The following is a 24,767-nucleotide window of genomic DNA, read 5'->3' on the forward strand; positions in this document are numbered from 1 at the left end:
AAACCTCTTTTCTTTTTACAATACGCGGGCACGGCCGGAATAAATGACACCGACCTCAGGATAAATGGATACCTCTGTGCCGTCACTGATTAATCCCAAAGCGCCCTCAACGCCGACGATAACCGGCTTGCTCAAGCTGATACCGACCACTGCCGCATGAGAGGTAATACCGCCGGTTTCCGTGATGATCGCAGCAGCCTTCTCAATAGCCGGCATATATTCTTTATCCGTTGTAAGGGTCACAAGAATACAGCCTTCTACAGCCTTGGCGTTCGCTTCTTCCGGAGTACGGGCCGTAATAACCTTGCCTGTTGCGATTTGCGTTCCGATGCCTTGACCTTTGGCAATCATTTCGCCAATTTGATGTACCTTGATCAGGTTCGTTGTTCCGGAGCGGCCTACGGGAACGCCAGCCGTGATAACAACCGTATCGCCCAAGCTGACCAAGCCCGCTTTGACACTGCTGTCTACGGCAAGCTCGAACAGCTCGTCCGTCGTTTCACATTTCTCACCCTTAACCGGAACGACACCCCATACGAGCGACAAGCGGCGAAGCACCTGCTCATTAGGAGTTACGGCGATAATAGGCGCTTTAGGGCGGTATTTGGACACCATCCGTGCCGTATAGCCGCTCTCCGTTGCCGTCAAGATCGCACGGGCATCAAGATCCATAGCGGAGTTAGCCACAGCCTGGCTGATCGACTCCGTAACCGTTCTTTGTTGAGCATTGCTTTGACGGATAAAGATTTCACGGTGCTCCAAGGCCGTCTCTGCACGCTCGGCAATTTTGGCCATCGTCATAACGGATTCGATCGGATATTTCCCTGCAGCCGTTTCACCGGACAGCATCACTGCATCGGTACCGTCGAAGATCGCATTGGCCACGTCACTTGCTTCCGCACGAGTCGGACGCGGATTGCGCTGCATGGAATCCAGCATCATCGTTGCGGTAATAACCGGCTTACCGGCTTGGTTACATTTTTTGATCATCGCTTTTTGCACGATCGGCACATCTTCGGCAGGAATCTCAACGCCGAGATCACCACGCGCAACCATCAGGCCGTCGGACACCTCGAGAATCTCATCCAGGTTCTCAACGCCTTCTTGATTCTCGATTTTGGAAATGATCTGGATGTGCGTCGCATTATGACGCTCCAAAATTTCGCGGATTTCGATGACGTCGCTCGCTTTGCGCACGAACGAAGCAGCGATGAAGTCAACTCCCTGCTCGATACCGAAAATAATATCGTTGGCGTCCTTCTCCGTAATCCCCGGCAGATTGATTTTAACGCCTGGGACGTTAACGCCCTTCTTGCCGCCTAACAAGCCGCCGTTCACGATACGGCATTTGATTTCCTTGCTCGTCAAGTCTACAACTTCCAAACCGATAAGACCGTCATCGATCAAAATCGTGGAACCGACCTTCACGTCTTTCGGCAAATCTTTATAAGTGACAGAGATACGATCGGCATCGCCCAGCACGTCTTCCGTCGTCAATGTAATGAAGTTATCCTGAATCAATTCGACCTTTTGGTCATCCTTTAATTTGCCTGTACGGATTTCCGGGCCTTTCGTGTCAAGCAGAATCGCTACATTCTTTCCAAGCTCCTGACAAGCCTGGCGCACGTTGCGGATCCGGTTGCCGTGCTCTTCGAAATCGCCGTGTGAGAAGTTCAGTCTGCAGACGTTCATTCCGGCATTGATGAGATTCTTGAACATGTCAAGCGATTCGCTCACCGGACCGATCGTACATACAATTTTGGTTTTACGCATGATTGTGATTACCCTCCTGAATGTAAGTAAACCTACCGATTTTTCTAAATTTCTGATAGCGATCTTCGATCAATTCTTTCTCTGAGAGCTGCATTAACTCCTTCAAATGCTTTGTTAAGGTTTCTTTAATGAGCTCAGACTGGCGGGCTACATCGCGATGCGCGCCGCCGCGCGGTTCCGGAATGACACCGTCTACGACGCCGAGAGCATGAATATGGTTCGCGGTGATTTTCATCGCCGCCGCTGTTTCCCCTGCTTTGGACGCGTCCTTGTACAGAATCGACGAGGCCGCTTCCGGCGTACTCACCGAATAGATCGCATTTTCCAGCATAAATACGCGGTTCCCTACTCCTAACGCAAGCGCACCGCCGCTGCCGCCTTCGCCGACAACGACACAGAGAATCGGCACACCGAAGGAAGCCATCTCCATCAAGTTTCTGGCGATCGCTTCACTCTGTCCCCGCTCTTCCGCAGCGCCTCCAGGATAAGCCCCCGGAGTGTCGATGAACGTAATGATAGGGCGTTTGAATTTGTTAGCCTGCTGCATCAAACGCAAGCCTTTACGGAAGCCTTCCGGATGCGGCATCCCGAAATGGCGGGCAATGTTATCCTTCGTATCCTTGCCCTTCTGGTGACCGACTACGGTAACGGGAATTCCGTCCAGGCGGGCCAGTCCACCTACAATGGCCAGATCGTCACCGTAATGACGATCACCGTGCAGCTCCATAAAGTCCGTGAAAATATGCTGGATATAATCAAGCGTCGTCGGCCTTTGCGCATGACGGGCAAGCTGCATCTTCTCCGCCGTCGTCAAATTGCTGTAGACCTTCTCGGCTTCCTGCTCGTAGCGCTGCTCCAAACGGGCGATTTCGTCCGAGAAATCGATTTGCTTCTCGGCGCCGAACTTGCGCAGCTCTTCAATCTTGGCTTTCAGCTCCAATAGCGGCTGCTCAAAGGGCAATTCACCGGCCATTTGCCAAATCCCCCTTCACAACATGCAGATCCAGTATCCGGGTCAGCGTGTTTTTCATTTCTTTGCGTACAACTACCATGTCTACCTGCCCATGACTTAAGTTGAACTCCGCCGTCTGGAAATTGTCGGGGAGCTTCTGGCGAATCGTCTGCTCGATGACGCGTTTGCCTGTAAACCCGAATGCTGCCCCGGGCTCGGCAATAATAAAGTCGCCAAGCATCGCAAAGCTGGCCGAAACCCCGCCGAACGTAGGGTCAGTAATGACTGAGATATAAAGGCCGCCCTGCTCATTGAATTGAGCCAAAGCCGCACTTGTCTTGGCCATCTGCATCAGACTGAGAATGCTCTCCTGCATGCGGGCGCCGCCTGATGTAGAGAAAATAATTAACGGATATTGCTTTTGCATTGCATGCTCAATAGCGCTCGTAATTTTCTCACCGACGACCGAGCCAAGCGAGCCTCCCATGAAGTCAAAGCTCATGACAGCTACAACGACAGGAAAACCGCCAATCGTTCCTTCGCCTGTGATCACCGCATCGTTCATGCCAGTCGCATCGACGGCTTTACGATACTTGCCGACATAATCCGGAAATTCAAGCGGATCCTCCGAGCTCATCTCGGCGTCATATTCAAAAAAGCGGCCTTCATCCATAATCATCTGAATGCGTTCGACCGCGCTGAGTTTGAAGTGATACCCGCATGTGGTACATACCTTCAAGTTTTTGTCCAATTCTTTAGTAAATTGAATCGCAGCGCATTTCGGACATTTGTTCATCAAGCCCTCAGGAATTTCCCGTTTCGGCTTATCCTCCGGCAATAAGTCACCGCCGTCACCTGCTCGTGTGACAGACCTGTCCGCGCTTGGAATGGTAGCATACTTTCTTTTCTTCTGAAACAAATCTATAAATGACACGATTACACCTCGCTTGCGTAGAGTTCAAATGTGATCCATTCGGTTCTTAAGACCTATGCAATATGGAATTCAGCACATCTTGAACTTCTTCAAGTTCACCTTCCGGGACTAAAATTTCAAACTGATTTTTCGTCATGTTTATGGCCCGTACTTGAACCAGAAAGCCCTCTTCCGTCAATTTCTGCTTGATTCTGTCTGCAATTTTTGCTGTAGGAGCTATATAAATAACGGTCCACATGAAAAAAGACCTCCCGAACATAATGCACTAATGATATCATATCTTCTCTTTTCCCCGCAAGAAAGGTTCAAGGCGTCCGCACACGTTTTTATCCTGTGGTGAAAAAAAGAAGAGAAGCCGGGCATCCCCCGCTTCTGCATATAGTTCAGAAACCCCTGTTCGATCCAGGAACTGTTCGAAGTTTATGGTTCGGAGGTTGCGTCGTCGTCAGCACGGGAGGTGCCGGCTGAAGGGACGTCAGACCCGTCCTGTACCGTATTCGACGCAGAAGGAGAGGCTGGAGAAACCGTCGAATGGTCCAGCTCGTCCTGGTGCCGGTGGGCGATACGGGCAGAAGCCGCTGCAGCTAGTCCCGCCACAAGATCGTCCAGGAATACATGAATGCCTGTCGAGTGATCGTTCAGCTCGCGAATAATGCCCAGCTTCTCTTTGTCCAGATAGCCGAAGCTCGTCAAGCCGATCATGCCGTAGACATGAACGATGCCGAGCGCAAGCGTCTCGTCAACGCCATAAAGAGACTCATCCCGCTCCATGATAGACTGAAGCGGCTCCGGAAGGAGCTTTTTCTCCGCTAGTTCATCAAGCGCAATACCGGTAAACAGCGTATATTGAACCTCGCGTTTTTTCAGAATCGCCAAAACGCTTTCGATGCAATCTTCTTTTTTCAGTTGAGCGTTGTAAGGCAGCTGCAGCTTCAAAACGATATCGGCGATCCTCTCGATCGTAACGCCCCGATTTTCCAACCATTCCACAATGTGCTGATGTGACATGAAACAACGCCTCCTCCATAGCCAGCTAATAACCAAGGGGAATCCGTTCCGCTGTCCAGTACGCTGGCATAGGGACAAGCTATAAGGATAGCGAACGTATTCCTTACCGTGATTCCGGCGGACCGATTGACGATGCGGCCGGTTCACGCTTAACGTGTCTTATTCGGTCAAGCCGTAAGACAGCCCGGGTTACTAAATGTATGCGGAGGAAGCGCCGATTATTTCACTTTTACCGTATCTTTACCAAGCAGCTCCTCCATCGCTTGAAACAGCTTGGGAGAAGGCTTGACCTTAAATTGATCGCTTAAGCTGATCGTTTTTTGACTCTTCTCGTAATACAAAATGACGGACAGCGGCCCTTCATGCTGCAGCAGCAGCTCCTTGAGACGGGTAAGCACCTGCGGTTGCTCGTGGTCCGCAGAAATTTTGACATACACGCGCTGCGTCCGGACCGGACGGCTGCTCTCACGCTGCTGCGGCCCAGCGGATCCTTGGCTCACTGGCCTGTCGGTTGCAGCAGGAGCCGGGGCAGGCGCGGGGCGGCTCTTGGCCGAGGACGGAACCTGCTGCTGCACATTTCTTGCGGCCGGCTGTTGAGCGGGCCTGCGCACCGCCTTGAACCGGAGGTCCGGGTCGTTCAGCGCAAACAGTTGGTCCGCGAGCAGCTTGACATCCTCATCCCCCTGCTGCAGCTTGGCCCGGACCAGCACCGGCTTGCCCTTCTGCACCAATGGGGCATACTGCTTCCACGCTTCAGGGAACAGAACTACCTCCACCTTGGCTACACGGTCTTCCAGCTCCATGAACGCCATAGGCTGTCCCTTCTTGGTCACTATCGTCTTGCTGGATAGCACCATGCCGGCCACTATGACTTCGCTATGGTCGGGCATTTCCTGGAGGAAATGGAGCGGATCGTGCTCCAGCTGGCGCAGCAGCTCTTCATAATCATCGAGAGGACTGCCGGATATGTACAGGCCGAGCAAATCCTTCTCCATTTCCAGTTGCTGGGTCATTGTGAAGGGGCGAATCTCCGGATATTCGACTTCCCAGTTCACCTCTTCGACAAATCCGAACAGGTGCAGCTGCAGATCGTCACGTTCCTTGCGCCATTTGGCCGCAGCCTCGATCGCTTCCTCCAGCATCGCCAGCTGCTGCGCGCGATGCCCCGGAAGCGAATCCGTCGCTCCGCTCTGGATAAGCGACTCCAGCACCCTTTTGTTGCAGACGCGAAGATCTACCCGGCGGCACAGGTCGACCAGGCTCTCGTAAGCGCCGCCGTCCTTGCTCCGCTCCTTCATGATCGAATCGATCGCCTGCGTGCCGACGTTCTTGACAGCGGCCAGTCCGAAGCGTATGGCCGGTACGGGCTCCCCGGCGTCGTCTGCCGCCTGGGCATCTCCAGGCTGCCTTGCTGCCGGTGTCATGACGGGCGTAAACGCGATGCTGCTCTCGTTCACGTCCGGGGGCAGTACAGGAATGCCCATGCGGCGGCATTCGTCGACATATTCGGCCACCTTGTTGTGGCTGCCCATCACGGCAGTCAGCATGGACGCCATGAAATGGACGGGATAGTGGGCCTTCAAATACGCCGTCTGGAACGCCAGCACGCCGTAAGCCGTAGCATGAGCCCGGGGGAAGCCGTAGTCGGCGAACCGTACGATCATGTCGTACACCTTGTTCGCCTCCGCTTCGGTGAACCCTTGTGCTACGCTGCCTTTGACGAAGTGGGTGCGCTCCTCATCAAGCACCTCCCGCTTCTTCTTGCTGACCGCCCTTCGCAGCAAATCCGCTTCGCCAAGACTGAAGCCCGCCATCTTCGAAGCGATCTGCATAATCTGCTCCTGATATACGATAATGCCGTACGTATCTCCCAGAATGGGCTCCAGCGTAGGATGAGGATACTCCACCTCCTGCAGCCCGTGCTTGCACTGAATATACTGAGGGATAAATTCCATCGGACCCGGCCTGTACAGCGCCACCACCGAGATGATGTCCTCGAATTGGCTGGGCCGCATGTCCTTCAGCACTCTCCGTATGCCGGGAGACTCCAGCTGGAATACCCCCGTCGTATCGCCGCGGCTCAGCAGCTCATAGGTTGCCGGATCATCCATCGGCACCTTGTGAAAATCGATTTCTATCCCCTTCTGCTCCTTCACCCATTGCAGAGTTCGCTCTATAATCGATAGCGTTCTTAGGCCGAGAAAATCCATCTTGAGCAGGCCGATGGATTCCAGATGCTCCATCGAATATTGGGTCAGCGCCGTCTGCTCGTTGCCTTCCTGCAGCGGCACATACTGCGTCAGCGGCTCCCGCGAGATAACCACGCCCGCCGCGTGCGTCGAGGCGTGACGGGGCATGCCCTCGACCCGCATGGCCAGCTGGAGCAGCTCCGCTGTCTTCGGCTGCTTGGCGGCAAGCGCCTTCAGCTCCGGATTGGCCTCAATGGCTTCTGCCAAGGTTACGCCGAGCTGGTGCGGAATCATTTTGGCCGCCCAGTCCACCTCGTTGTAGGGCAGATTCAGTACACGGCCCACATCGCGCACCGCCGCCTTGGCCGCCATCGTTCCGAACGTAATGATTTGCGCCACACGGTCAGTACCATACTTGCCTACCACATAATCGATAACCTCGTCGCGGCGGATGTCGTTGAAGTCGATATCAATATCGGGCATCGTAATCCGCTCAGGATTGAGAAACCGCTCGAAGAGAAGATGGTATCTTATCGGGTCGACATCCGTTATCTTCAGCACATAGGCAACCAGGCTTCCGGCCGAGGAGCCCCGGCCCGGCCCCGTCACGATGCCATGCTCATGTGCGAACCGGATGAAATCCCATACGATCAGGAAATAATCGGAGAAGCCCATCCGGTCGATGATGGACAGCTCATAAGCGAGCCGCTCCTCCACGTCCTTACGGTAGGTGCCGTCATTCCATTCCGGCAGATGCGCATAACGTGCTTCAAGCCCCTTGCGGCATAATTCAGCAAGATAACTCCCTGCCGTCGCATGCTCGGGAAGCGGCTCGAAACGCGGCAGGATCGAACGGCCGAATTCGAGCTCCAGATTGCACCGGTCCGCCACAATCCGAGTATTTTCGATCGCTTGCGGCACGTGGGCGAACATCCGCTTCATCTCTTCATCGCTTTTCAAATAGAGCTGCGTGGACGGAAATTTCAGCCGTTCCGGATCGTCTACCGTCTTGCCCGTTCCGATGCACAGCAAAATATCCTGAACCTTCGCATCCTCTTCCCGCACGTAATGAACATCATTGGTCACAATGAGGGGAATGCCGGTGTCCTTGCTTAATTTCAGCATGCTTTGCATCACTTTCTTTTGCTCCAGCAGCCCGTGATCCTGAAGCTCCAGGAAGAAGTCGTCGCCGAAGATGGCACGGTACCGGTTGGCCGCCTGCATCGCATCCTCGTACCGCTCATGGAGCAAATGCTGTGAAACCTCGCTGCCAAGGCACGAGCTGGTACAAATAAGCCCTTCCGAATATTGAGCCAGATGCTTGGCGTCGATTCTCGGCTTGTAATGATAGCCCTCCAGATGCCCGATGGAGCAGAGCTTCATCAAATTCCGGTAACCCGTTTCGTTCTTCGCCAGCAAAATCAAATGATAGATCGGCTGCTCCTGCCTGCTTCCCTTTTCCTTAATGGAGCCTGCCGTATAGTACACCTCACAGCCAATAATCGGCTTGATCCCGTGCTGCTTGCACGCTTTATAAAATGGTATGGCGCCGTACATCACACCGTGATCGGTTAACGCCAACGCTTTCATCCCGAGCCGGGCTGCCTGGCCTACCAGATCGTCGATACGCGCCGCGCCGTCCAACAGGCTGTATTCGCTGTGTACATGCAGATGGACAAAATCACTCACCTGCGCCGCCTCCCTTGATTCTCTGTAAGTCAGCCCTCAAAATCCCCGTCATACGCTTGACATGCCTGCTTATTTGCGGGACCGTTGCTGCTTTTTAGATTGCTTAGTAAAATTTCTCTTTATTTTATCATAATGCGAACACTTGTACCATACATTAGACAAGTAAGGCTTATTCGCTCGCTTGAAACAGGATGAGGAGGAGAACGGAGTGGTTAACTTTTTGACGAAATGCGTGCTGGATTTCTTTATTGCCTTCGGAGTTGTACTGGGCGGTTCCATGCTGGGAGGCATTGCCGCCGTGCTCATGATGGAGCCCCCTACACTAAAAATGCTGCACATTTCCGAGCAAATCAAAATCTGGGCGCTCGTTGCCGCCGTAGGGGGCACGATCGATCCGATCCGCTTCATCGAAAGCAACCTGGCAGAGGGCTACATCTCACCGGCGATCAAACAAATTCTGCTGATTGTATTCGCTTTTATCGGGGCTCAGTCGGGTACCTCTCTCATCTACTGGATATGCAAAGGAGGCGACTCCAATTGAGAGTGCCTCCGTTTGAAAGCTATAAGGGGCTGCTGCAATCGACCGGACTTCTCATCGCGGGCATCATTATTGGCAGCGCCCTGTTTCTGAGCATTTATCATCAACAGCTCAATACAATTCTGATTGAAAATCGCGAGCTTATCGCCGAAAACGAAAAGCTGATGCTCGACAACAACACATACAAAAAAACAAGAAATCAGCAAAGTGTGGTTAATCAAATCGACGTCGTCGTGGAGTCGAGTCCCCTAAATCCGTTGGACAAGGTGACGGAGCAGGAGATCGAAAAGCGCGTACGGAATGACCTGGCAGTGATCAAGGGGCAAAAAATTTCCGTTATCGCGGAATCTCCCCATATCTATCAAAGCCTTCTCTCCAAAAAAACGTACCGCGGCATTCTCGACAAAGATTATATGGTGAATATGAAAACGATGCTCCTGATTCAGACGGAGCTGAAGGTATGGGTCTTTGCTGAAGAATTCAAACGGACAACCATGTAGCCTCTTCTTAATGAAGCGGACAAGAATGAAAGACAACCCGCCGGTTCATTGATTTTCAGCCGAAAAATGGGTAAAGTTAGAACAGGCTTGAATGATACGAATATAAGGATGTGCCTTTGCAATGGAACTGACCCAGATCATTTTACCCGCGCTAATCGTCATTACCCTGGCCTTCTCGGTATTTTACAGCTTCCGGTCCAGAAGAAGCCAGGAGCCCAAGCTTCGCGGCATCTACGCTTCCCGAATGAACATCGCCATGGGCCTGATGCTTATCGTCATTGCGATTTCGCAGCTGTTCTTCTTTACGGATTCGAATACCCGCCGCGTATTCGGCATCGTCTGCTTCCTGCTCGGCATGTTCAATCTGTTCGCGGGACTGCGCAATCACAGCCATTTCAGCCGGCAGCAGTAAGCCCATGCTTCCGGTAAATCCGGCTACAGCTGATCGATAAATTGGGTGGTCAGCATGGCTTTGGCAACCAGCGTCTGCGCATGGTAAATTTCCACCTCAATTTTGCCGAACTTGCGGCTGACCTCGATAATTTTGGGAATAATGTGAATCTCGCTGTCGATCTGCACCGGCTTGACGAAATAAGAGGACATGTTGTCCATCACAAGATCGCCCTTCTTGATATCCTGCACAACGTGATACGCCGCCTGGATAACAAGAATCGTGAGCACCCCTTCCGAGACGGTGCCGAGCTGGTTAATCATCTGCGGGGTGATCAGGCCCCGGAACGTCAGCTGACCGTCCTTCGTCCGCTCCTCGCTGAAGCCGGACCAGATCAGGTCCTCGAAGGTTTGCCCGTTCTGCGGCTGCCGCTGAATATGCTGCATCGCTTTGAGCACGTCTTTGCGGCTGATTACTGCGAGCGGCTTGCGGTTTGCATCAACGACAGGCAGCAGGTCGATGCCTTCCCATACCATCATGTGAGCTGCGGAAGCGACTGAGGTATTCGGGCTTGCCGTTAACGGATTGCGCGTCATCAGCTTGTCGATCGTCTGCTCCGGCTCCGCACCGATCAAATCCCGTGAAGTAATCATGCCCACGACGCGGTTCCACTCATCGACTACCGGGAAGCGGCCATGCCCCGTCTGCTCATGCAGCTGCTGCCAATCCTTCAGCGTTTGATGGCCTTTCATGACATAAACCTGCATTTGGGCCGGCACGATATCTTCTATGAGCAGTATTTTCTTCTTAATCAGCCGGTCGTAAATCGCTCTGTTGATCATGGATGCTACCGTAAACGTATCGTAGCTGCTCGAAATGATCGGCAGCTCCAGCTGATCCGCAAGCTTTTTCACATCCTCGCTTGTGGTAAATCCCCCCGTGATCAGAACGCCCGCCCCCTGCTCCAGCGCACACATATGGGCCTTGCTCCGGTTCCCGACGATAAGAAGGCTTCCCGCGTCGATATAACGCATCATGGCGTCCTGCTGCATCGCGCCGATCACGAACTTGTTCAGCGTCTTATGCAATCCTCCGCTTCCTCCGAGCACCTCTCCGTCCACCATATTCACTACTTCACCGAACGTCAGCTTGTCGATATTATCCCGCAGCTTCTTCTCGACGCGCACGGTACCGACTCTTTCCTTGGTGCTGACCAGGCCCAGATTGTCCGCTTCCTTGATCGCCCTGTAAGCGGTTCCTTCGCTGACCTCCATCTTTTCCGCAATTTTTCTTACTGAAATTTTGGTGCCTATCTTCAAGCTTTCGATATATTTTAAGATCTGTTCATGCTTTGTTGACGTCTCCTGCAATATATGGTCCATAACTGTTACACCTCATCCTATCCATTCTGTACTCATCTGTACTATTTCTATTATAGGATTTCCGCGGCCTAAAAAAAAGCCCATATTCTCAAGAACCTCGAACTGGGCAAATGCATAGGATACCGTATATTGAATGGAGGTGCCGCCCATGTATAACCAGCCAGAGGTTCCCCAAATGCAAACCGTATTCCAAATGGACCCCTCGGTTATCCAAACGCTTCAAAGAACTCAGGAACATATTCACAGCTTGTGCAGCAAGTACTTAAACAGACCTGTTCGTGTGCAAACCATTCACGGTCACACCTATGACGGTGTCATCGTGGATACGGATGGCTTTAATGTATACCTGCAGATGATGCCGACCCATGTACGCGGATTTTTCAATCCAGCCTTCGGCGGGTTTAACAACGTGATATTGCCGCTGGTGCTGTATGAGCTGCTTGTCATTTCTCTTCTTTAGTACCCAACCTGATCCGTGCGATAAGCACGGATTTTTATTTACATAACTTCGGCGCTCCCTGCAATGTATCCGAATCGGATTCGAAGCCTGGACCCCGTTTTACGGGGTTATTTTATTTGGCTGTTATCTCTCCGCAAGTAGGCTTCTCTGAATAACAGGGGACCGCTACGTAAACCCTAATCGCAGACTTATGTGGATATCGGGTCGAAATATAGTTTAGCGATACTTAAGTTAAACATAACTAAGTTTAAATATACTAATTTTCGAGCCAGGAGTACAATCGTTATAGAACTTAACACATAACTGCGGTGCGGGGAGACCCGAACGCATACCTGGAGGGATTCGTATGAGCACACAACGAGTAGCGGTGATTACGGGCGGAGCCAGCGGGATCGGACGTCAAGCCTGCCTGAAATTTGCAAGCAAAGGCGACCGGGTCGTCGTTGCCGATTTTAACGAGCAGGGCGGACAGGAAACGGTCGACCTCATTGCTCAAGCAGGGGGCGAGGCTATTTTTATCAAGGTGGACGTCTCCAAGCAGGAGGAGGTTGAAGCCCTGCTCGATAAGACCGTACAGCACTTCGGACGTGTCGATGTGATGTTCAACAATGCCGGAATCGGCGGGGCCGGTCCTGTTCTGGAACAGAACATGGACTTGTATCACCGCACGATCAGCATTAACCAGCATGGGGTAGCCTACGGTATTATCGCGGCGGGCAAGAAAATGAAGGAGCTCGGAATCCGCGGAGTTATTATTAATATGGCTTCCGTCTTCGGTTTCCTTGCTTCCCCAGGGACCTTCGCCTATCACGCAACCAAAGGCGCAGTGATTATGATGAGCAAATCTGCTGCCTTGGAGCTGGCGCCCTACGGTATTCGCGTCGTCGCCATCGCCCCGGGGGCCGTGGATACGCCGATTATTCAAGGCTTTAAGGATAGAGGAATGCTCGATAGTATGCGAGCCAAAGTTATGGGAGGCGAGTTGACGAAGCCGGAAACGGTTGCCAATTCGGTTTACCTGGTCTCGCTGGATGAAGCCGAAGCGATCAACGGCAGTGTCGTGATGGTGGACCAAGGCTACGCATCCTTCAAATAAACGTCCACTGCAAGAAACCCGGCCGCTTATGCGGTCGGGTTTTTCCATATTAGGGGGATTATTTTTTGAACTGCAGCATTTTCCGCTTCCCTTGGACCATCTGCTCCAGCTGCCATTTTTTCATCCGCTTGACCTTCTCCATTTCCTCTCTGGCTTCCTCATCCACCCCGAGCAGCTCATGCAAATGCGCAGCGATGATCAGCAGAGCAAAAGCGATCCATGCAATGCCGAATACGGTCGGCAGGATAGATTCCGAGCTTAAATCCAGTCTCGGTACCGCGTAAAACAGCATGCCCAGCGCCAAGCCCATCAACACAATATTTTTCGTTCCCTTCAAGTCCCGCTCCTCCCTTTCGTCCCTACTTGTACAATACATTGTATGAGCCCTCCTGCAAAAATAGCACTCTAAACGGACAGTCAGGCACAGGTTAATGAATAAAGCCCCTTATCCGGCAGCGGATAAAGGGCTTGCGAACGCGGCTTGCTTAAGCTGTTCCTTGGGACAGCTTTTTCTTGGGGGTCGGCCGTAGCTTCCTCATGGCTTGTCCGTACACATAAGACAGCAGCCATGGGATAGCCAGGCTTAACACAAATCCGCTCAAAATATACAGATGATAGTCACGCATTGCACCGCTGTCGTTAATGACATGAGTGCGCCAGTAAGTCAGCACTGCGGGATGCATTAAGTAGATGCCGTACGATACGGCTCCTAACGAGAGGAGCCATTTGGTTACCCGCGGCCAATACTGAACCAGCTTACGGCCAATCCAGATAAAGCTCATCCCCGCAAACATCGGATATGTATTAAAAATAACCTCATACCACGTATTATCCAGTGTGATATGCAGCAGCTCCTCAAGCAGGAACAGCCCCATAAAGCTTAAGCCCAAAAGCACGCTTAACGGCAGCACCCAGCCGATATGTCTGCTGATCCACGCGCTGAATGATGCATAATGAATGCCCAGATACCCCCCCAGCGAAAACAAGCTGAAGTAGGTGACACATAACGAAGCACTGTGCGGCAGCGGTTCGACCCAATGTCCGTAAACGTAGCAAGCGGCTTGAACGGCGATCCCGATCAGGAACAGATTGCTGCGGAAGACCTGCGACACCCGGCACAACCAGACAAGCAGTGGGAAGATGAGATAGAATTGCACGATAATGATCATGAAATAAAGATGGTAAGAAGCGTCCGCCCACGGCAGCAGATCCAGAAATTCCTTCCCGTCAAAATGCAGCCGGCTCGGGTCGTAAATCCACTGATTATACAAGTAATAAACCACCGACCAGATCAAATAGGGGAACAGCACCTGCTTGACCCGCTTCAAGTAAAAGGTCACCGCCTGCTTCCCGCTCCAATCATCGATATAGCGGTAAAAGAGCACCAGCCCGCTGATGAAAATAAACACCGGCACGGCAAAATTGCTGAACTTGTTAATGGAGAGATACGCAGCCTGTGAGACGCTTCCGACAGGAAGCTCCACCGTCGCCTCGGAGGTATTATGGATAAACAACACCGCCAATATGGCAAAAGCTCTTACAATATCCAGCTCCAATAACTTTGGTTTTTTTGCAGCCAAACGAAACCCAATCCTTCCGTATCTCCTCAAAAATATCCATGAGTTTATTGATATTGCTATACCTTACCATTGTACCATAAATTAGAGGGATGCTAACAAATCTCGCTCCAAAAACTTAACTTTACGTAAATTAACTTATATTCACTTATAAATCATTGCATTATTCATGCACATTGCCTTATACTATGCTTACAATGAATGATTTTGCATAGAAAGGAGACGGCTCCCATGTACCAGGAAGAGCGATTGATCGGGATCCTGAATCATTTGGAACACCATCAAAGAATCAATATAGAAACCATATGCGAGCTGTTCGATGTGTCCCGGGATACGGCCCGCAGGGATATCATCCGGCTTGAAGAGCAAGGACGCATCCTGCGCACACGCGGCGGCGCCATCCTTCCGACGCTTTCGAGCCATGTGGCCAACTACAGCGAGCGGCTGCGAGACGAGGCAACGACGGAATCGAAAAAAGCCATCGGACGCATGGCCGCCACCCTCATCCATGATGGGGATTACCTGCTGCTGGACGCATCGACTACGGTTCAATATGCCGCGGAAAGCCTGCATACGCAAGGACATGTCGTTGTGACGAACTCCATCGATATCGCCGATATTTTGAACCGTAAGGAACATATCGACGTCCACCTTCTCGGCGGGAAGCTCCACCCGGAGCATCGCCTGATTTATGGCGCACGCGCTATGGAAATGCTGAGCGACTACCACGTTCACAAGTTGCTGCTGGGTACCTGCGCCATAACGCATGACGGCCTTTCCAATCCCTACGAGGAGGAAGGCTTTCTCGTCAGAGAAATGATGCGCCGCGCCGATCAGGTCATCCTGCTCGCAGATCATACCAAGTTCGGCAAGCGGCAATTTAACCGGATATCCGGTCTAGAGCCCATCGATATCATCATTACCGATGAGGAACCGTCAGAGGAGATGAAAGAGGCGCTTCACCGGCACGAGATTGACATCATTGTAGCCAAAGGAGAGAACCCGCATGATTAAATTGATTGTCAGCGATTTGGATGGCACGCTGCTGCAAAAAGGCCATCATATTCATGATAGAGACCGCAAAGCCGTACACAAGGCTCTCGAGAGCGGGCTCTCCGTATGCTTCGCGTCCGGACGGATGTACCCGGAAATTCGGCATGTCATGGGCGAGCTTGAGCTGGAAGTACATGCCGTCTCCCAGAATGGAGCTTACGTTCATACGTCGGACCGCCATCTGATTCGGCATGATACGTTCGAAACGTCCCTTATCAAGGAATTGGCCGTCGTGGCCCTGGACTTGCCGCTCATTACCGTCATGTGCGCGCCCGATCATTACGTGCTGACGGAGCTGAACGAACGCAGCGCCCACATCCAAGCCAACTTGCTGGCTCCTGTGAAAGTAATGCCTCATGCGGTTGAAGCATTGGGTACCGAGCTGATCTGCGGAAAAATTACGTATCTCGGTGATATGAACCAGCTTCTTGTATTGCAAAAGCAGCTGTTAGCCTCTTACGGCGATCAGATTGACGCTTATATCGCCGACGTGGATTGCCTGGATGTTATGCCGCGCCATATTTCCAAGGGAACCGGCTTAAAGGCGCTTCAGCAGCATTTAGGCATCCTTCCCGAGGAAACGGTCTGCATCGGCGATTCCTTCAATGATGTATCCATGTTCGCCACGACACCGCACAGCTTCGCCATGGCCGGCAGTCATCCCGACTTGAGAGCCAAAGCGGCGCGCATCACTGAGAGCGTGGCTGACGCGGTGGAATGGGCGTTACAAGCCTCAACCGGCAACGCCATCGGGAGGGAAGGACGCGGATGAATAAGCTGCTCTGGATCGGCTGCTGCTTCTATTTACTGATCGGATTCACTTCTGTCATAGCCGCCGCCCTGCTGCCTGAGCTAATGATGCATTACGGACGTGATTATGCAGATGGGGGCAATCTGATCTTTGCGCAATTTTTCGGCTTTTTGCTTGGAGTCATCACCCAGCCGTGGTGGTCCAAGCGGTTTGGACGCATTCGTATGCTTTCTTTTACGTTATATTTCATCTGTTTCGGTTATTTTATTATCGGTCTGCTTCCCCCCTGGCCTGTCGTGCTGCTGTGCCTGCCACTTGTCGGCTTCGGATCGGGGATGATCGAATCCACCGTCGGTGCCCTGATCATCGATGCCATACAAGACAAGAAAGCCGTGGCAATGAGCCGGCTCGAGGTTTTCTTTGGCTCGGGCGCTCTGCTGATGCCTGTCGCTATCAGCCTGCTTATAGCCAATGGACGATGGGAGCTGACTTTCTTCGGCACCTGCTTCCTTTCCCTGCTGCTCGCTTTCGTCTGGTGGCTTTACAGTACCGGGAACCGTCAAATAATTAACATCGGCGAAAGCCTAGAAGCTGAAGCAGCTCCTGCAGCCGTTCCGGCAAAAGGGAATCGCAGCAGCAGGCTCACGTATACCATGCTCATTTGCTGCATTATCGTATTTTTCATTTATGTGGGACTGGAGATGAGCATCGTCAATTTCCTGCCCTCCATCCTTCTTGAATCGATGAATGTTAATGCGGCGGTCGCCTCGCTCAGCGTCAGCCTGTTTTGGGGGACGATGGTGCTCGGCCGGTTCGTCTGCGGTCTGCTCGCCGAGAAATACGGTTATACCCGATACCTGCTTTGGTGTTCGGCAGCGACCGTGGTTGTGCTGATAGGTCTGGCCTTAATGAAGCACCTCGTTGGAGCTTTCATCATGATCCTGTTGATCGGATTGTTTATGTCGGGGCTATTCTCCATATCGCTGATCTTCAGCAATTCCTTGTTTCCGGGGAGAACGGAACAAACTACAAGCAAGCTCATTGCCGCCAGCGGCATCGGCGGAGCCGCCTTTTCCTGGCTGACCGGCCGTCTGATGGAGCATTCCTCGGTATCGTTCACCTTATGGTTTCTCGTCCTCCTCGGAGTGCTGCTGGTCGCCATGCTGGCCGTTCTATCCAAAATGAAGCCGGCCTCTTCCGCAGATTACTCTTCCTGCTGAGAAAGCTCAAAAGCTATGTCTTATAGGCATAGCGAGCTCGAGAAACCCGAAAATCTGAAAAATGGCTTTGGTACCCCGGTGAGGTATCCCCTTCCGGCCGCTCTTGTTCTCGGGAAATATTGATTATAATCGCTATATAGCGGTGATTTCCTGGGAGGCGAACGCTATCGCTCCTCCAGGAGATACCCCACCTATCACCTTTCGCATTTTCTGTACGATAGGCTTCTCGACAAACCCAAGCTATGCCTTAAGGGCATAGCCTTTTTGAGCTTTACATTTTAGTTAACAGCTACTATTCTACTATTATTAGGTAACACCTAATATATGAAGGCAATGGATAATCCAGCGTCTGGATATTCTTGCAGAGCAGGAGGCTTAAGAAATGCTCGTTTGGATGTTAAGACAGGTTATGGCCAGCAGAGGCATATGGAGCGGCGCGGCGCTGGCCCGGCTCTTGAAGGAGAAGGCAGGCTATTCCTTATCCGCTCCATCCATAAGCGCTCTTCTGTCAGGCCAGCCGCGTCAGATGAAGGCGGAAACCTTGGATGCGCTGTGTACGGCGCTCGAATGTACGCCGAACGATTTGTGGGTGTTCACACCTGACAGCCACATTGCAGAGGGAGGGAACTAGCGATGGCCGAGAAAATCATCGTTCCATTCGGCGATCCGATTTTGCGCAAAACGGCGAAGCCGGTTACCGAAATCAATGCCAAATTATTCAAGCTGCTTGATGACATGAAGGACACCTTATATGCGAAGGAGGGCAGGGCCGGTTTAGCCGCCCCCCAAATAGGTATCTTAAAAAGAGTCATCGTGATGGATTGCGGGGACGGCTTGATCGAGCTTATCAATCCCGAAATCATTCGGATGAGGGGTGAACAAACCGGTCCAGAGGCTTGCCTGTCCTTTCCGGAGCATACCGGAATCGTCACACGAGCCCAGTATGTCCAAATAACAACCTGGAACCGGGCGGGGGAAACGGTCACGCTGGAAGGCGAAGGTTATCTGGCCAGATGCATTCAGCATGAAATCGATCATCTGAACGGAGTTCTTTATATCGATCATATTCAAGGAAATGAGCTGTATCACGACCTGACCCGCAAGAGAGTCCCTCTGCTGGATGTCCTCAGGCTATCAAGACAAAGCCTGTAGGAGCTTCGTGACGGCCGGATTCGTCACATCCCCAATGCAGCAAAAAATCACTGTACTCATGCAGAAAGCAGCCTCGCTTCGCATAAGTGCAGTGATTTTCTTTTTCCCGTTTATGAAGAGGCCGGTTTGCCGAAGGTCTGCACCTCGGTCCATTTTTTCCCGCCGTCCGTGGTTTGATACAGCTTCGTCGGCTGATTATAGGCCCCAACCACGATCCAACCCTGCTTGCCGTCCAGGAAGGAGGCATCTGCATTCGTCCCCGGAAGCTGCTGGCTTCCGTTGACCCAAGTGGTTCCGCCATCCTGCGTCGATCCGACCGTTACGGCGCCATTATCTCCGCACGGTGGACATTCGCCTGTCAGAAAGGCAACTTGAGCGCTTACGGCTTGCAGCTGGCCCGGCTTGGTTCCCGGCCCTTTCGGACCAGGCTGTTCGCCAATCTTATAGCCTGGCGCAGGGCCGCCTCCTGCCGTGGAATTGGCCAACACTGTCTTCCAGTTCTTCCCTTCATCCTTGCTGTGAAGCAGCGTATAAGAGGTTTGGCTCATGCCGCTGTCTCCAACCAAAAGCACCCATACATCGCTCGCCTCCGTCGAACGGATAACGGCATTGTTCACTTGACTTACAGTCGAGTGCGTCCATACGGGCTTCCATGTCTTGCCCCCGTCCTTGGTCAGCTGTACCTCATAATCCGAATCCTTCATGGTGACAGCCCAGCCCTGGCTTTTGTTGATAAAGAACGGTTCTCCCTTCATATTCGAAGGAACCGGAAGCGCACTCCACGTCTTCCCCCCGTCCGAAGTGTATTGATTTCCGCTGAAGCCTTCCTGCTCCGATACAAAACGGATACTCTTGCTAATCGGAGCGGATTGGGAAATCACAGTCCATAAGGCGCCGCCGTTGGTAGTCTGTAGCAGTCTACCTTTGGCAGCGGAGCCGGTGTCGCCGGGAGAGCCTCCCGTGCGGACATAAGCCCATCCTCTGGTGCTGTCCAAGAATGAAAATGCCTCAATCTGACCAGGCCCTTGAAATTGCTTCTCCCAGTGCTTTCCCCCATCTTTGGTGTGCAATACAACCCCGTCTCCACCGGCCCATCCCTCTGTCGGGCTGATAAACTTAATAGAGGCTACGGCTGTCTCCGTAGCATTGGTCTCTGACAGTTGTGCATTTTGGGCTGGATCCGCCGTCGGGCTTGCCGATGGAGCCGGTGCTTTGTCATCCCTATTGGAGGCTGGCTTGGACTCCTGCTCGCCCGGCGCAGGGGAAGGAGCTGCAGTCGATGCTGCAGCCGACGGCCCGGACGTATTCACGGATGTGCCACGGTCCTCGCAGCCTGCCGCAAGGGTAAACAGAACAACAGCCAATATCATCAACAACCATGAAATGTTTGTATGCTTCATACGTTTCTCTCCTCTGCTTGGAAATTGATCGAGCAACAAAATTCTCCGCCTTTTTGTAATCAAGGGCTTAAAAGACATGAGCTTACAGTGCAGTCGAAGCTGCGCTATAAACCGTCCGCCGGCTCTTTTCCTTAGTATGGACGAAAAAAGAAAAATAATGGTTACAGTTGGGAGCCATTTTTTCATTTTCCTCAACAAAATAAATCCCCAATATTCCATATGTCTTAAGACCTATTTACCATCATTCTACATGGTTTGCCATTCTTCCTTCAAGTTACGCCAAATTTTTCAAAAGAGGTATTCTCCCCTTTTGCCACTCTATCGAATCCGCTCCATCCAACGAACCTGGTTCAGAGCGTTCCTTGCTATAACCGTACAGTTTCTTTTCACCAAGGGTAAAACGCCCTCATATGATGAAGTAGTTCACTTGATATTTTTGCAAGCTGGCTTAAGGGAAGGAGCTGCCAAAAGTGAAAAGAACGAAGGTCACTATTCAGTTTCTTAGTGCCAGCTTTCCATTGAACGATCCCACGATTGGTTTATGCAGCACCGTAATCAAAAAATGGAAAATCCCGAAGCACACCCTACTCACGCTGCGCTTCGGGTCGGCCGCACATGAAGTTCGCGTCGTTCCAACGGCACTTGCCGGCGTCCTTCAAATCCAGGAGTCCCTGGCAGTCACGTGGGGGCTGTCAAGCCGGGACTCGCTGTGCCTGCAATACAAGGCCGCAGATCAGACCCTTCACATCGGACCGTTGCTTGGCGTTTTGATCAGCCGAGTTTATTCCGGGAATGTCGAAAAGCCGTTCGGTGCCTCCACCTCCTTTTATCGGGAGCTGCACGATACCGGCAGGCTGCTTGGCGCCTCCGTATGCTTTATTACCCCGGATGAGCTGCATGTTCCCCATTCAACGGTCAGAGGCTGGCGTTATACGGACCGATGGGAGCAGAGGGAATTTCCGATGCCTCATGTTATTTATAACCGTCTGACCTCCCGCAAGCTGGAAAACCGTGAACATGTCCAGCAGTTTCTTCAGCATGCCAAAACCGAGCATCATGCCGCTTTGTTCAATGAGAAGTATTTAAACAAGGCCGAGGTGTTCGATGCGCTTAACAAAGCAGCCGATCTCCGCAACTATTTGCCGGAATCTCATTTGCTGCAGCATTATGAAATATTAAAGTCGATGTGCGCCAAGCATCCTGTTGTTTTCCTGAAGCCCGTTACAGGCAGCTTGGGAAAAGGGATCATTCGCATCGCGAAGCAAACGGATCTATCCTACGCGTGTTATTTCACAAATCTGAACGGCGCCCGCAAGCAATCGTTCAAGTCCTTAAGCCAATTGTTCTTCGCCCTGTCCGGCAAAATCAAACAGCAGCACTATCAAATCCAGCAAGGGCTTGAGCTGATATCCATAGGAGGGTGTCCCGTTGATTTTCGCGCTTTGGTCCAGCGTAACGAGCTTGGACAATGGGAGGTCACTTCCGTTGTCGCCAGAATTGCAGGGCATCAACATTTCGTTTCAAATTTGGCGCGCGGAGGCCGTATGTCAACCGTCAAGGACGCGCTGGCACAGTCCCATTCAGCGGCTGCAGCAGCGGGAGGTGCCTCTTTGCTCAGGCGCGCCGCCCTATCCATCGCCCAAGGAATCGAAACGCATATCAACGCGCATTTTGCAGAGCTCGGCATTGATCTGGCGATCGATACACAAGGCAAGGTCTGGCTTCTTGAGGTAAATTCCAAGCCTTCCAAGGAAGACAATCCTCCTTTACGGACCCAAGGTACGGTTCGTACATCCGTAAAGAGGATCATACAGTACTCCCGATACGCAGCTAAATTTTGACGGATGTTGAGGTGATTCCATGATGACCCCGTCACCCTCACGCTTGTTCGGCATCATGACAACGCAATCCGAAGGGTTCCCCCCTTTTCTGAGCAGGGATTTTTATCGGAAGCTTTGTTTGATCGGCAGCCGTGCCGGAATGACCGTGTTCGTGTTTACCCCGCAAGGGATCCGATGGTCCGAAGGGACGGTCCGCGGCTATTCGTTTGATGCGGCGGCCCGTAGATGGGTCAGCCAGGATTATGCGATGCCTGATGTCGTGTACGACCGCTGTTTCTTTGTGAACCGGAATCAACATGAGGCATACCGCGAGGCGATGCGCACCTTACGGACGCTTCCCTCCCCCCTGCTTCTCGGTTACGGCCTGAAGGGCAAGTGGGAAGTCCAGCAGATGCTGGAGCAGGACGGCCGCTTCGGCAGCCATTTGCCGCGAACCGAAGTGATGCGCAGCGTCCAGTCCGCCGCGGAGTGGCTCAAGGCCCGCTCCGAGGTGCTCTTGAAGCCGCAGGCCGGTTCACAGGGCTGCGGCGTGGTGCTCGTGAGACGTGCCGCAGGCCGTAGAGCACAAGCGCGCAAGCACGCTGCGGCGGCGGAGATCACGGCAAACGCCGGTGCGGCGTTTACCGTGATCGGGCGCGACGCGCGTAACGGCCGGGTCGCGCGCAGCTTTGGCGACACGGCGGCGCTGTTACGCTGGCTGCGCCGATTCACGGCGCAGCGAAGCTATTTACTGCAGCAGTACTTGCCGCTGCATGGCCGCGCAGGCGAAGCGTACGACGTTCGCTCGCTCGTGCAAAAAGACGGCACCGGACAATGGCAGGTGACCGGGATGGCCGTTCGCAAGGGTCAGATAGGCAGCCTGACCTCGAATCTTCACGGCGGAGGAACCGTAGAGCCCGTCAAAGCCTATCTTACCGCTCAATTCGGAAACGCCCGGTCAGACCAAATCTTGAGCGAGATGAAGAAGCTATCCAAGCAGATTCCAGAAGCGTTAGAACAGTCTCACGGGCGGCTTGCCGAGCTGGGTATCGATTTTGGAGTGGATACTTCCGGCCACATTTGGCTTTTGGAGGTTAACTCCAAGCCGGGACGTGCGATTTTCAGCTATTTGCATGACAAGAAAGCTCGCTTCAATGCATTGGCCAATCCGATCCGTTATGCGCGCTATCTGATGCGTCATCATCGGAACAGAGAATCGGGCGGCGAAACGAAACTTAGCGTAAAATCAGCCCCTCTCCCCGGCGAATCTCCCGACCCTGATTCCACGAACGCCGATCCGACCTGATGTATGGCCTCACAAAGCGAGGCCTTGGATTCGAGACAGATTCAGGTGATTTGCGGGGAGTGCTGAAATTTACAAATTCTGTAGCGTAGAATGCTTTGCTGGCGCAAAGCTCAGCCACTGCTTACGAAGATAGCTTTGCTGGCGCAAAGCTTAAGCCACTGCTTACGAAGATAGCTTTGCTGGCGCAAAGCTCTTAGGAGGAAAACCATGAGTTTGACAACTTGCACGATTCATGTGACACAGAGACAAGAAAGAGTCATCTACATGACAAGTGAATTGGCGAGAACCCTCAAGCTGGCGAAAACGAAATCCGTGTCCCTGCATCTAGGATCTAAAAGCGCCTCCACAGGTTTCAAGCTTTTGAAAAAGTCAGGCAACCATTTATATGTACCTATGTCCATCATATCCCAGCTTCGTCTCCCTCGTTTGGGAACCAGCTTGGCTTTATGCAACAATGGCAAGGATATTCGCCTTGGTCCTTTGATAGGGATCCTGACCACAATCTCGTCAACAGGCGCCCCATTCGGGCAGCGCACGGAATTCATCCGTCAATTCATGAAAGCCGGCTCGGACCGTTCCTATTATTTCGCTTTCTCGCCCAGGGATGTGAACTGGTCACAGGAAACCGTAAACGGCACGTTCCAGCGGAAGGATGGCAGCTGGTTCAAGAAAATCGTCCCTCTTCCCGATGTCATCTACAACCGGCTGCCGAGCCGCAAATCCGAAAAGCAGCCGTCGATGAACGCGTTCAAGCAGCGCTTTGTCAAACGGGGCACACCGCTGTTTAACTGGGCATTTTTCGAGAAATGGGATATCTACAATTTGCTGGAGGGAACCGATGAGTTCAAGTATGTTCCCGAATCACAGCTCAACCCTTCTGCCGCACAGATCAAGGAGATGCTCGATAAGCACAAATTCATCTATTTGAAGCCTACGGCAGGCAGCCTGGGCATCGGGATTTACCGTCTGACATATAACCCGAAACGCGGATACTATGCCCGTTACCGGCAGGGGGACAAAAATGTGCTTCTCCGCTTCAGCAAATTCGAAGCTTTAATGGCACTGCTTACCCGCAACAGAGGAAGGCTTAATCATTATGTCGCTCAGCAAGGGATAAGGCTTATTGAGATCGACAACTGTCCGATCGATTTTCGTTTCCACCTCACCAAAAACATCAACAACCAATGGGTCGTCGCAGGCATCGGAGCCAAAAAAGCCGGCAAAGGCAGCGTGACGACGCATGTGAGAAACGGCGGCCAGCTGTTCACTCCCGAACAGGTGCTGAAGCAAATATTCGGCAGCCGTTCCGGTCAAGTATTAAACAGCGCTAAGGAAACGGCGATCAAGCTGGCTGAAGCGATCGAGCAAAAAAGCCTGCATACCTTGGGCGAGCTAGGCTTTGATATCGGTATCGACCAGAATGAACGAATCTGGATGTTCGAGGCCAACTCTAAGCCAGGGCGCTCTATCTTCAAGCATCCCGCCCTCAAGGGAGAAGGCAAGGCGGCACTGCAGTACATTTATGATTACTGCCTCTACCTTAGCCGATTTCGAGCAAGGAGGGATACCTGAGTGG

Annotated in this window: 22 protein-coding genes and 1 pseudogene; 13 read left to right on the forward strand and 10 right to left on the reverse strand. The window is 52.4% G+C overall.

Going from position 1 to position 24,767, the window contains the following annotated elements; all coding sequences use genetic code 11:
• Positions 1–15 precede the first annotated feature (15 nt).
• The 6 genes and pseudogenes from pyk to ABEA66_RS05730 all read right to left on the reverse strand — a co-directional run bounded on the left by pyk (position 16) and on the right by ABEA66_RS05730 (position 8,545).
• Positions 16–1,773, reverse strand: coding sequence for a pyruvate kinase (gene pyk, locus ABEA66_RS05705; protein ID WP_345586857.1), 1,758 nt, complete (start codon positions 1,771–1,773; stop codon positions 16–18).
• Positions 1,766–2,746: an acetyl-CoA carboxylase carboxyl transferase subunit alpha gene (gene accA / locus ABEA66_RS05710; protein ID WP_079908402.1), complete on the reverse strand. Its 981-nt coding sequence runs from the start codon at positions 2,744–2,746 to the stop codon at positions 1,766–1,768. Before accA ends, pyk begins: the two co-directional genes overlap by 8 nt.
• Entirely contained in the window at positions 2,736–3,659 is a 924-nt protein-coding gene (gene accD, locus ABEA66_RS05715; protein WP_079908401.1) for an acetyl-CoA carboxylase, carboxyltransferase subunit beta, read from the reverse strand. Before accD ends, accA begins: the two co-directional genes overlap by 11 nt.
• A 46-nt stretch (positions 3,660–3,705) precedes the next feature.
• Complete coding sequence (locus ABEA66_RS05720; protein WP_028548091.1) at positions 3,706–3,897, reverse strand: hypothetical protein; 192 nt, start codon at positions 3,895–3,897, stop codon at positions 3,706–3,708.
• A gap of 305 nt (positions 3,898–4,202) precedes the next feature.
• Positions 4,203–4,667, reverse strand: a pseudogene (locus ABEA66_RS05725) (phosphatidylglycerophosphatase A family protein); the annotation flags it as partial.
• Positions 4,668–4,885: 218 nt separating this feature from the next.
• Positions 4,886–8,545: a DNA polymerase III subunit alpha gene (locus tag ABEA66_RS05730; protein WP_345586863.1), complete on the reverse strand. Its 3,660-nt coding sequence runs from the start codon at positions 8,543–8,545 to the stop codon at positions 4,886–4,888.
• 208 nt (positions 8,546–8,753) lie between these two features.
• Between ABEA66_RS05730 and ABEA66_RS05735 the strand changes: the two genes are divergently transcribed.
• From ABEA66_RS05735 to ABEA66_RS05745, 3 genes are all read left to right on the forward strand, one after another.
• On the forward strand, positions 8,754–9,086 hold the full coding sequence (locus ABEA66_RS05735; protein ID WP_079908398.1) for a YtrH family sporulation protein: 333 nt from the start codon (positions 8,754–8,756) through the stop codon (positions 9,084–9,086).
• A 2-nt stretch (positions 9,087–9,088) separates the two neighbouring features.
• A complete protein-coding gene (locus ABEA66_RS05740) occupies positions 9,089–9,583 on the forward strand; it encodes a sporulation membrane protein YtrI (protein WP_465263662.1) in 495 nt (164 codons plus the stop codon).
• Between the two features lie 121 nt (positions 9,584–9,704).
• On the forward strand, positions 9,705–9,995 hold the full coding sequence (locus ABEA66_RS05745; RefSeq protein WP_079908396.1) for a YtpI family protein: 291 nt from the start codon (positions 9,705–9,707) through the stop codon (positions 9,993–9,995).
• 23 nt (positions 9,996–10,018) lie between these two features.
• Here the strand turns inward: ABEA66_RS05745 and ABEA66_RS05750 are convergent, their stop codons facing one another.
• The gene (locus tag ABEA66_RS05750; protein WP_079908395.1) at positions 10,019–11,356 is read right to left on the reverse strand and encodes a DRTGG domain-containing protein; all 1,338 of its coding nucleotides are present in this window, start codon (positions 11,354–11,356) and stop codon (positions 10,019–10,021) included.
• 148 nt (positions 11,357–11,504) lie between these two features.
• Between ABEA66_RS05750 and ABEA66_RS05755 the strand changes: the two genes are divergently transcribed.
• Positions 11,505–11,816, forward strand: a complete 312-nt coding sequence (locus tag ABEA66_RS05755; protein WP_345586864.1) for an acetyl-CoA acetyltransferase — start codon at positions 11,505–11,507, stop codon at positions 11,814–11,816.
• 346 nt (positions 11,817–12,162) lie between these two features.
• Positions 12,163–12,912, forward strand: a complete 750-nt coding sequence (locus ABEA66_RS05760; protein WP_345586865.1) for an SDR family NAD(P)-dependent oxidoreductase — start codon at positions 12,163–12,165, stop codon at positions 12,910–12,912.
• Between the two features lie 58 nt (positions 12,913–12,970).
• Here ABEA66_RS05760 and ABEA66_RS05765 read toward each other — a convergent pair whose 3' ends face one another.
• Positions 12,971–13,249 (reverse strand): hypothetical protein, encoded by a 279-nt coding sequence (locus ABEA66_RS05765; protein WP_225947886.1) that lies wholly within the window; start codon positions 13,247–13,249, stop codon positions 12,971–12,973.
• A 148-nt stretch (positions 13,250–13,397) separates the two neighbouring features.
• Positions 13,398–14,492 carry an acyltransferase gene (locus ABEA66_RS05770; protein WP_225947887.1) on the reverse strand — a complete coding sequence of 365 codons (1,095 nt, stop codon included), beginning with the start codon at positions 14,490–14,492 and terminating at the stop codon, positions 13,398–13,400.
• Between the two features lie 228 nt (positions 14,493–14,720).
• Here ABEA66_RS05770 and ABEA66_RS05775 point away from each other — a divergent pair, with 228 nt between their 5' ends.
• The 5 genes from ABEA66_RS05775 to def all read left to right on the forward strand — a co-directional run bounded on the left by ABEA66_RS05775 (position 14,721) and on the right by def (position 18,665).
• Positions 14,721–15,503, forward strand: coding sequence for a DeoR/GlpR family DNA-binding transcription regulator (locus ABEA66_RS05775; RefSeq protein ID WP_079908391.1), 783 nt, complete (start codon positions 14,721–14,723; stop codon positions 15,501–15,503).
• Positions 15,496–16,314 carry an HAD family hydrolase gene (locus tag ABEA66_RS05780; RefSeq protein ID WP_345586867.1) on the forward strand — a complete coding sequence of 273 codons (819 nt, stop codon included), beginning with the start codon at positions 15,496–15,498 and terminating at the stop codon, positions 16,312–16,314. Before ABEA66_RS05775 ends, ABEA66_RS05780 begins: the two co-directional genes overlap by 8 nt.
• Entirely contained in the window at positions 16,311–17,513 is a 1,203-nt protein-coding gene (locus ABEA66_RS05785; protein WP_345586868.1) for an MFS transporter, read from the forward strand. The genes ABEA66_RS05780 and ABEA66_RS05785 overlap by 4 nt, the downstream gene beginning before the upstream one ends.
• A 382-nt stretch (positions 17,514–17,895) precedes the next feature.
• Positions 17,896–18,144 (forward strand): helix-turn-helix domain-containing protein, encoded by a 249-nt coding sequence (locus ABEA66_RS05790; protein WP_192701144.1) that lies wholly within the window; start codon positions 17,896–17,898, stop codon positions 18,142–18,144.
• 2 nt (positions 18,145–18,146) lie between these two features.
• The gene (gene def, locus ABEA66_RS05795) at positions 18,147–18,665 is read left to right on the forward strand and encodes a peptide deformylase (protein WP_079908387.1); all 519 of its coding nucleotides are present in this window, start codon (positions 18,147–18,149) and stop codon (positions 18,663–18,665) included.
• Positions 18,666–18,775: 110 nt separating this feature from the next.
• Here the strand turns inward: def and ABEA66_RS05800 are convergent, their stop codons facing one another.
• Entirely contained in the window at positions 18,776–20,065 is a 1,290-nt protein-coding gene (locus ABEA66_RS05800) for a WD40/YVTN/BNR-like repeat-containing protein (protein ID WP_345586869.1), read from the reverse strand.
• A 470-nt stretch (positions 20,066–20,535) separates the two neighbouring features.
• Between ABEA66_RS05800 and ABEA66_RS05805 the strand changes: the two genes are divergently transcribed.
• The 3 genes from ABEA66_RS05805 (at position 20,536) to ABEA66_RS05815 (ending at position 24,763) form a co-directional block, all read left to right on the forward strand.
• Positions 20,536–21,906, forward strand: a complete 1,371-nt coding sequence (locus ABEA66_RS05805) for a YheC/YheD family endospore coat-associated protein (RefSeq protein ID WP_345586870.1) — start codon at positions 20,536–20,538, stop codon at positions 21,904–21,906.
• A gap of 118 nt (positions 21,907–22,024) precedes the next feature.
• Entirely contained in the window at positions 22,025–23,191 is a 1,167-nt protein-coding gene (locus ABEA66_RS05810) for a YheC/YheD family endospore coat-associated protein (protein WP_345586871.1), read from the forward strand.
• A gap of 207 nt (positions 23,192–23,398) precedes the next feature.
• Entirely contained in the window at positions 23,399–24,763 is a 1,365-nt protein-coding gene (locus ABEA66_RS05815; RefSeq protein WP_345586872.1) for a YheC/YheD family endospore coat-associated protein, read from the forward strand.
• The last annotated feature ends 4 nt before the right edge of the window (positions 24,764–24,767 follow it).

This window comes from Paenibacillus vulneris (assembly GCF_039543185.1).
Taxonomy (GTDB): domain Bacteria; phylum Bacillota; class Bacilli; order Paenibacillales; family NBRC-103111; genus Paenibacillus_S; species Paenibacillus_S vulneris.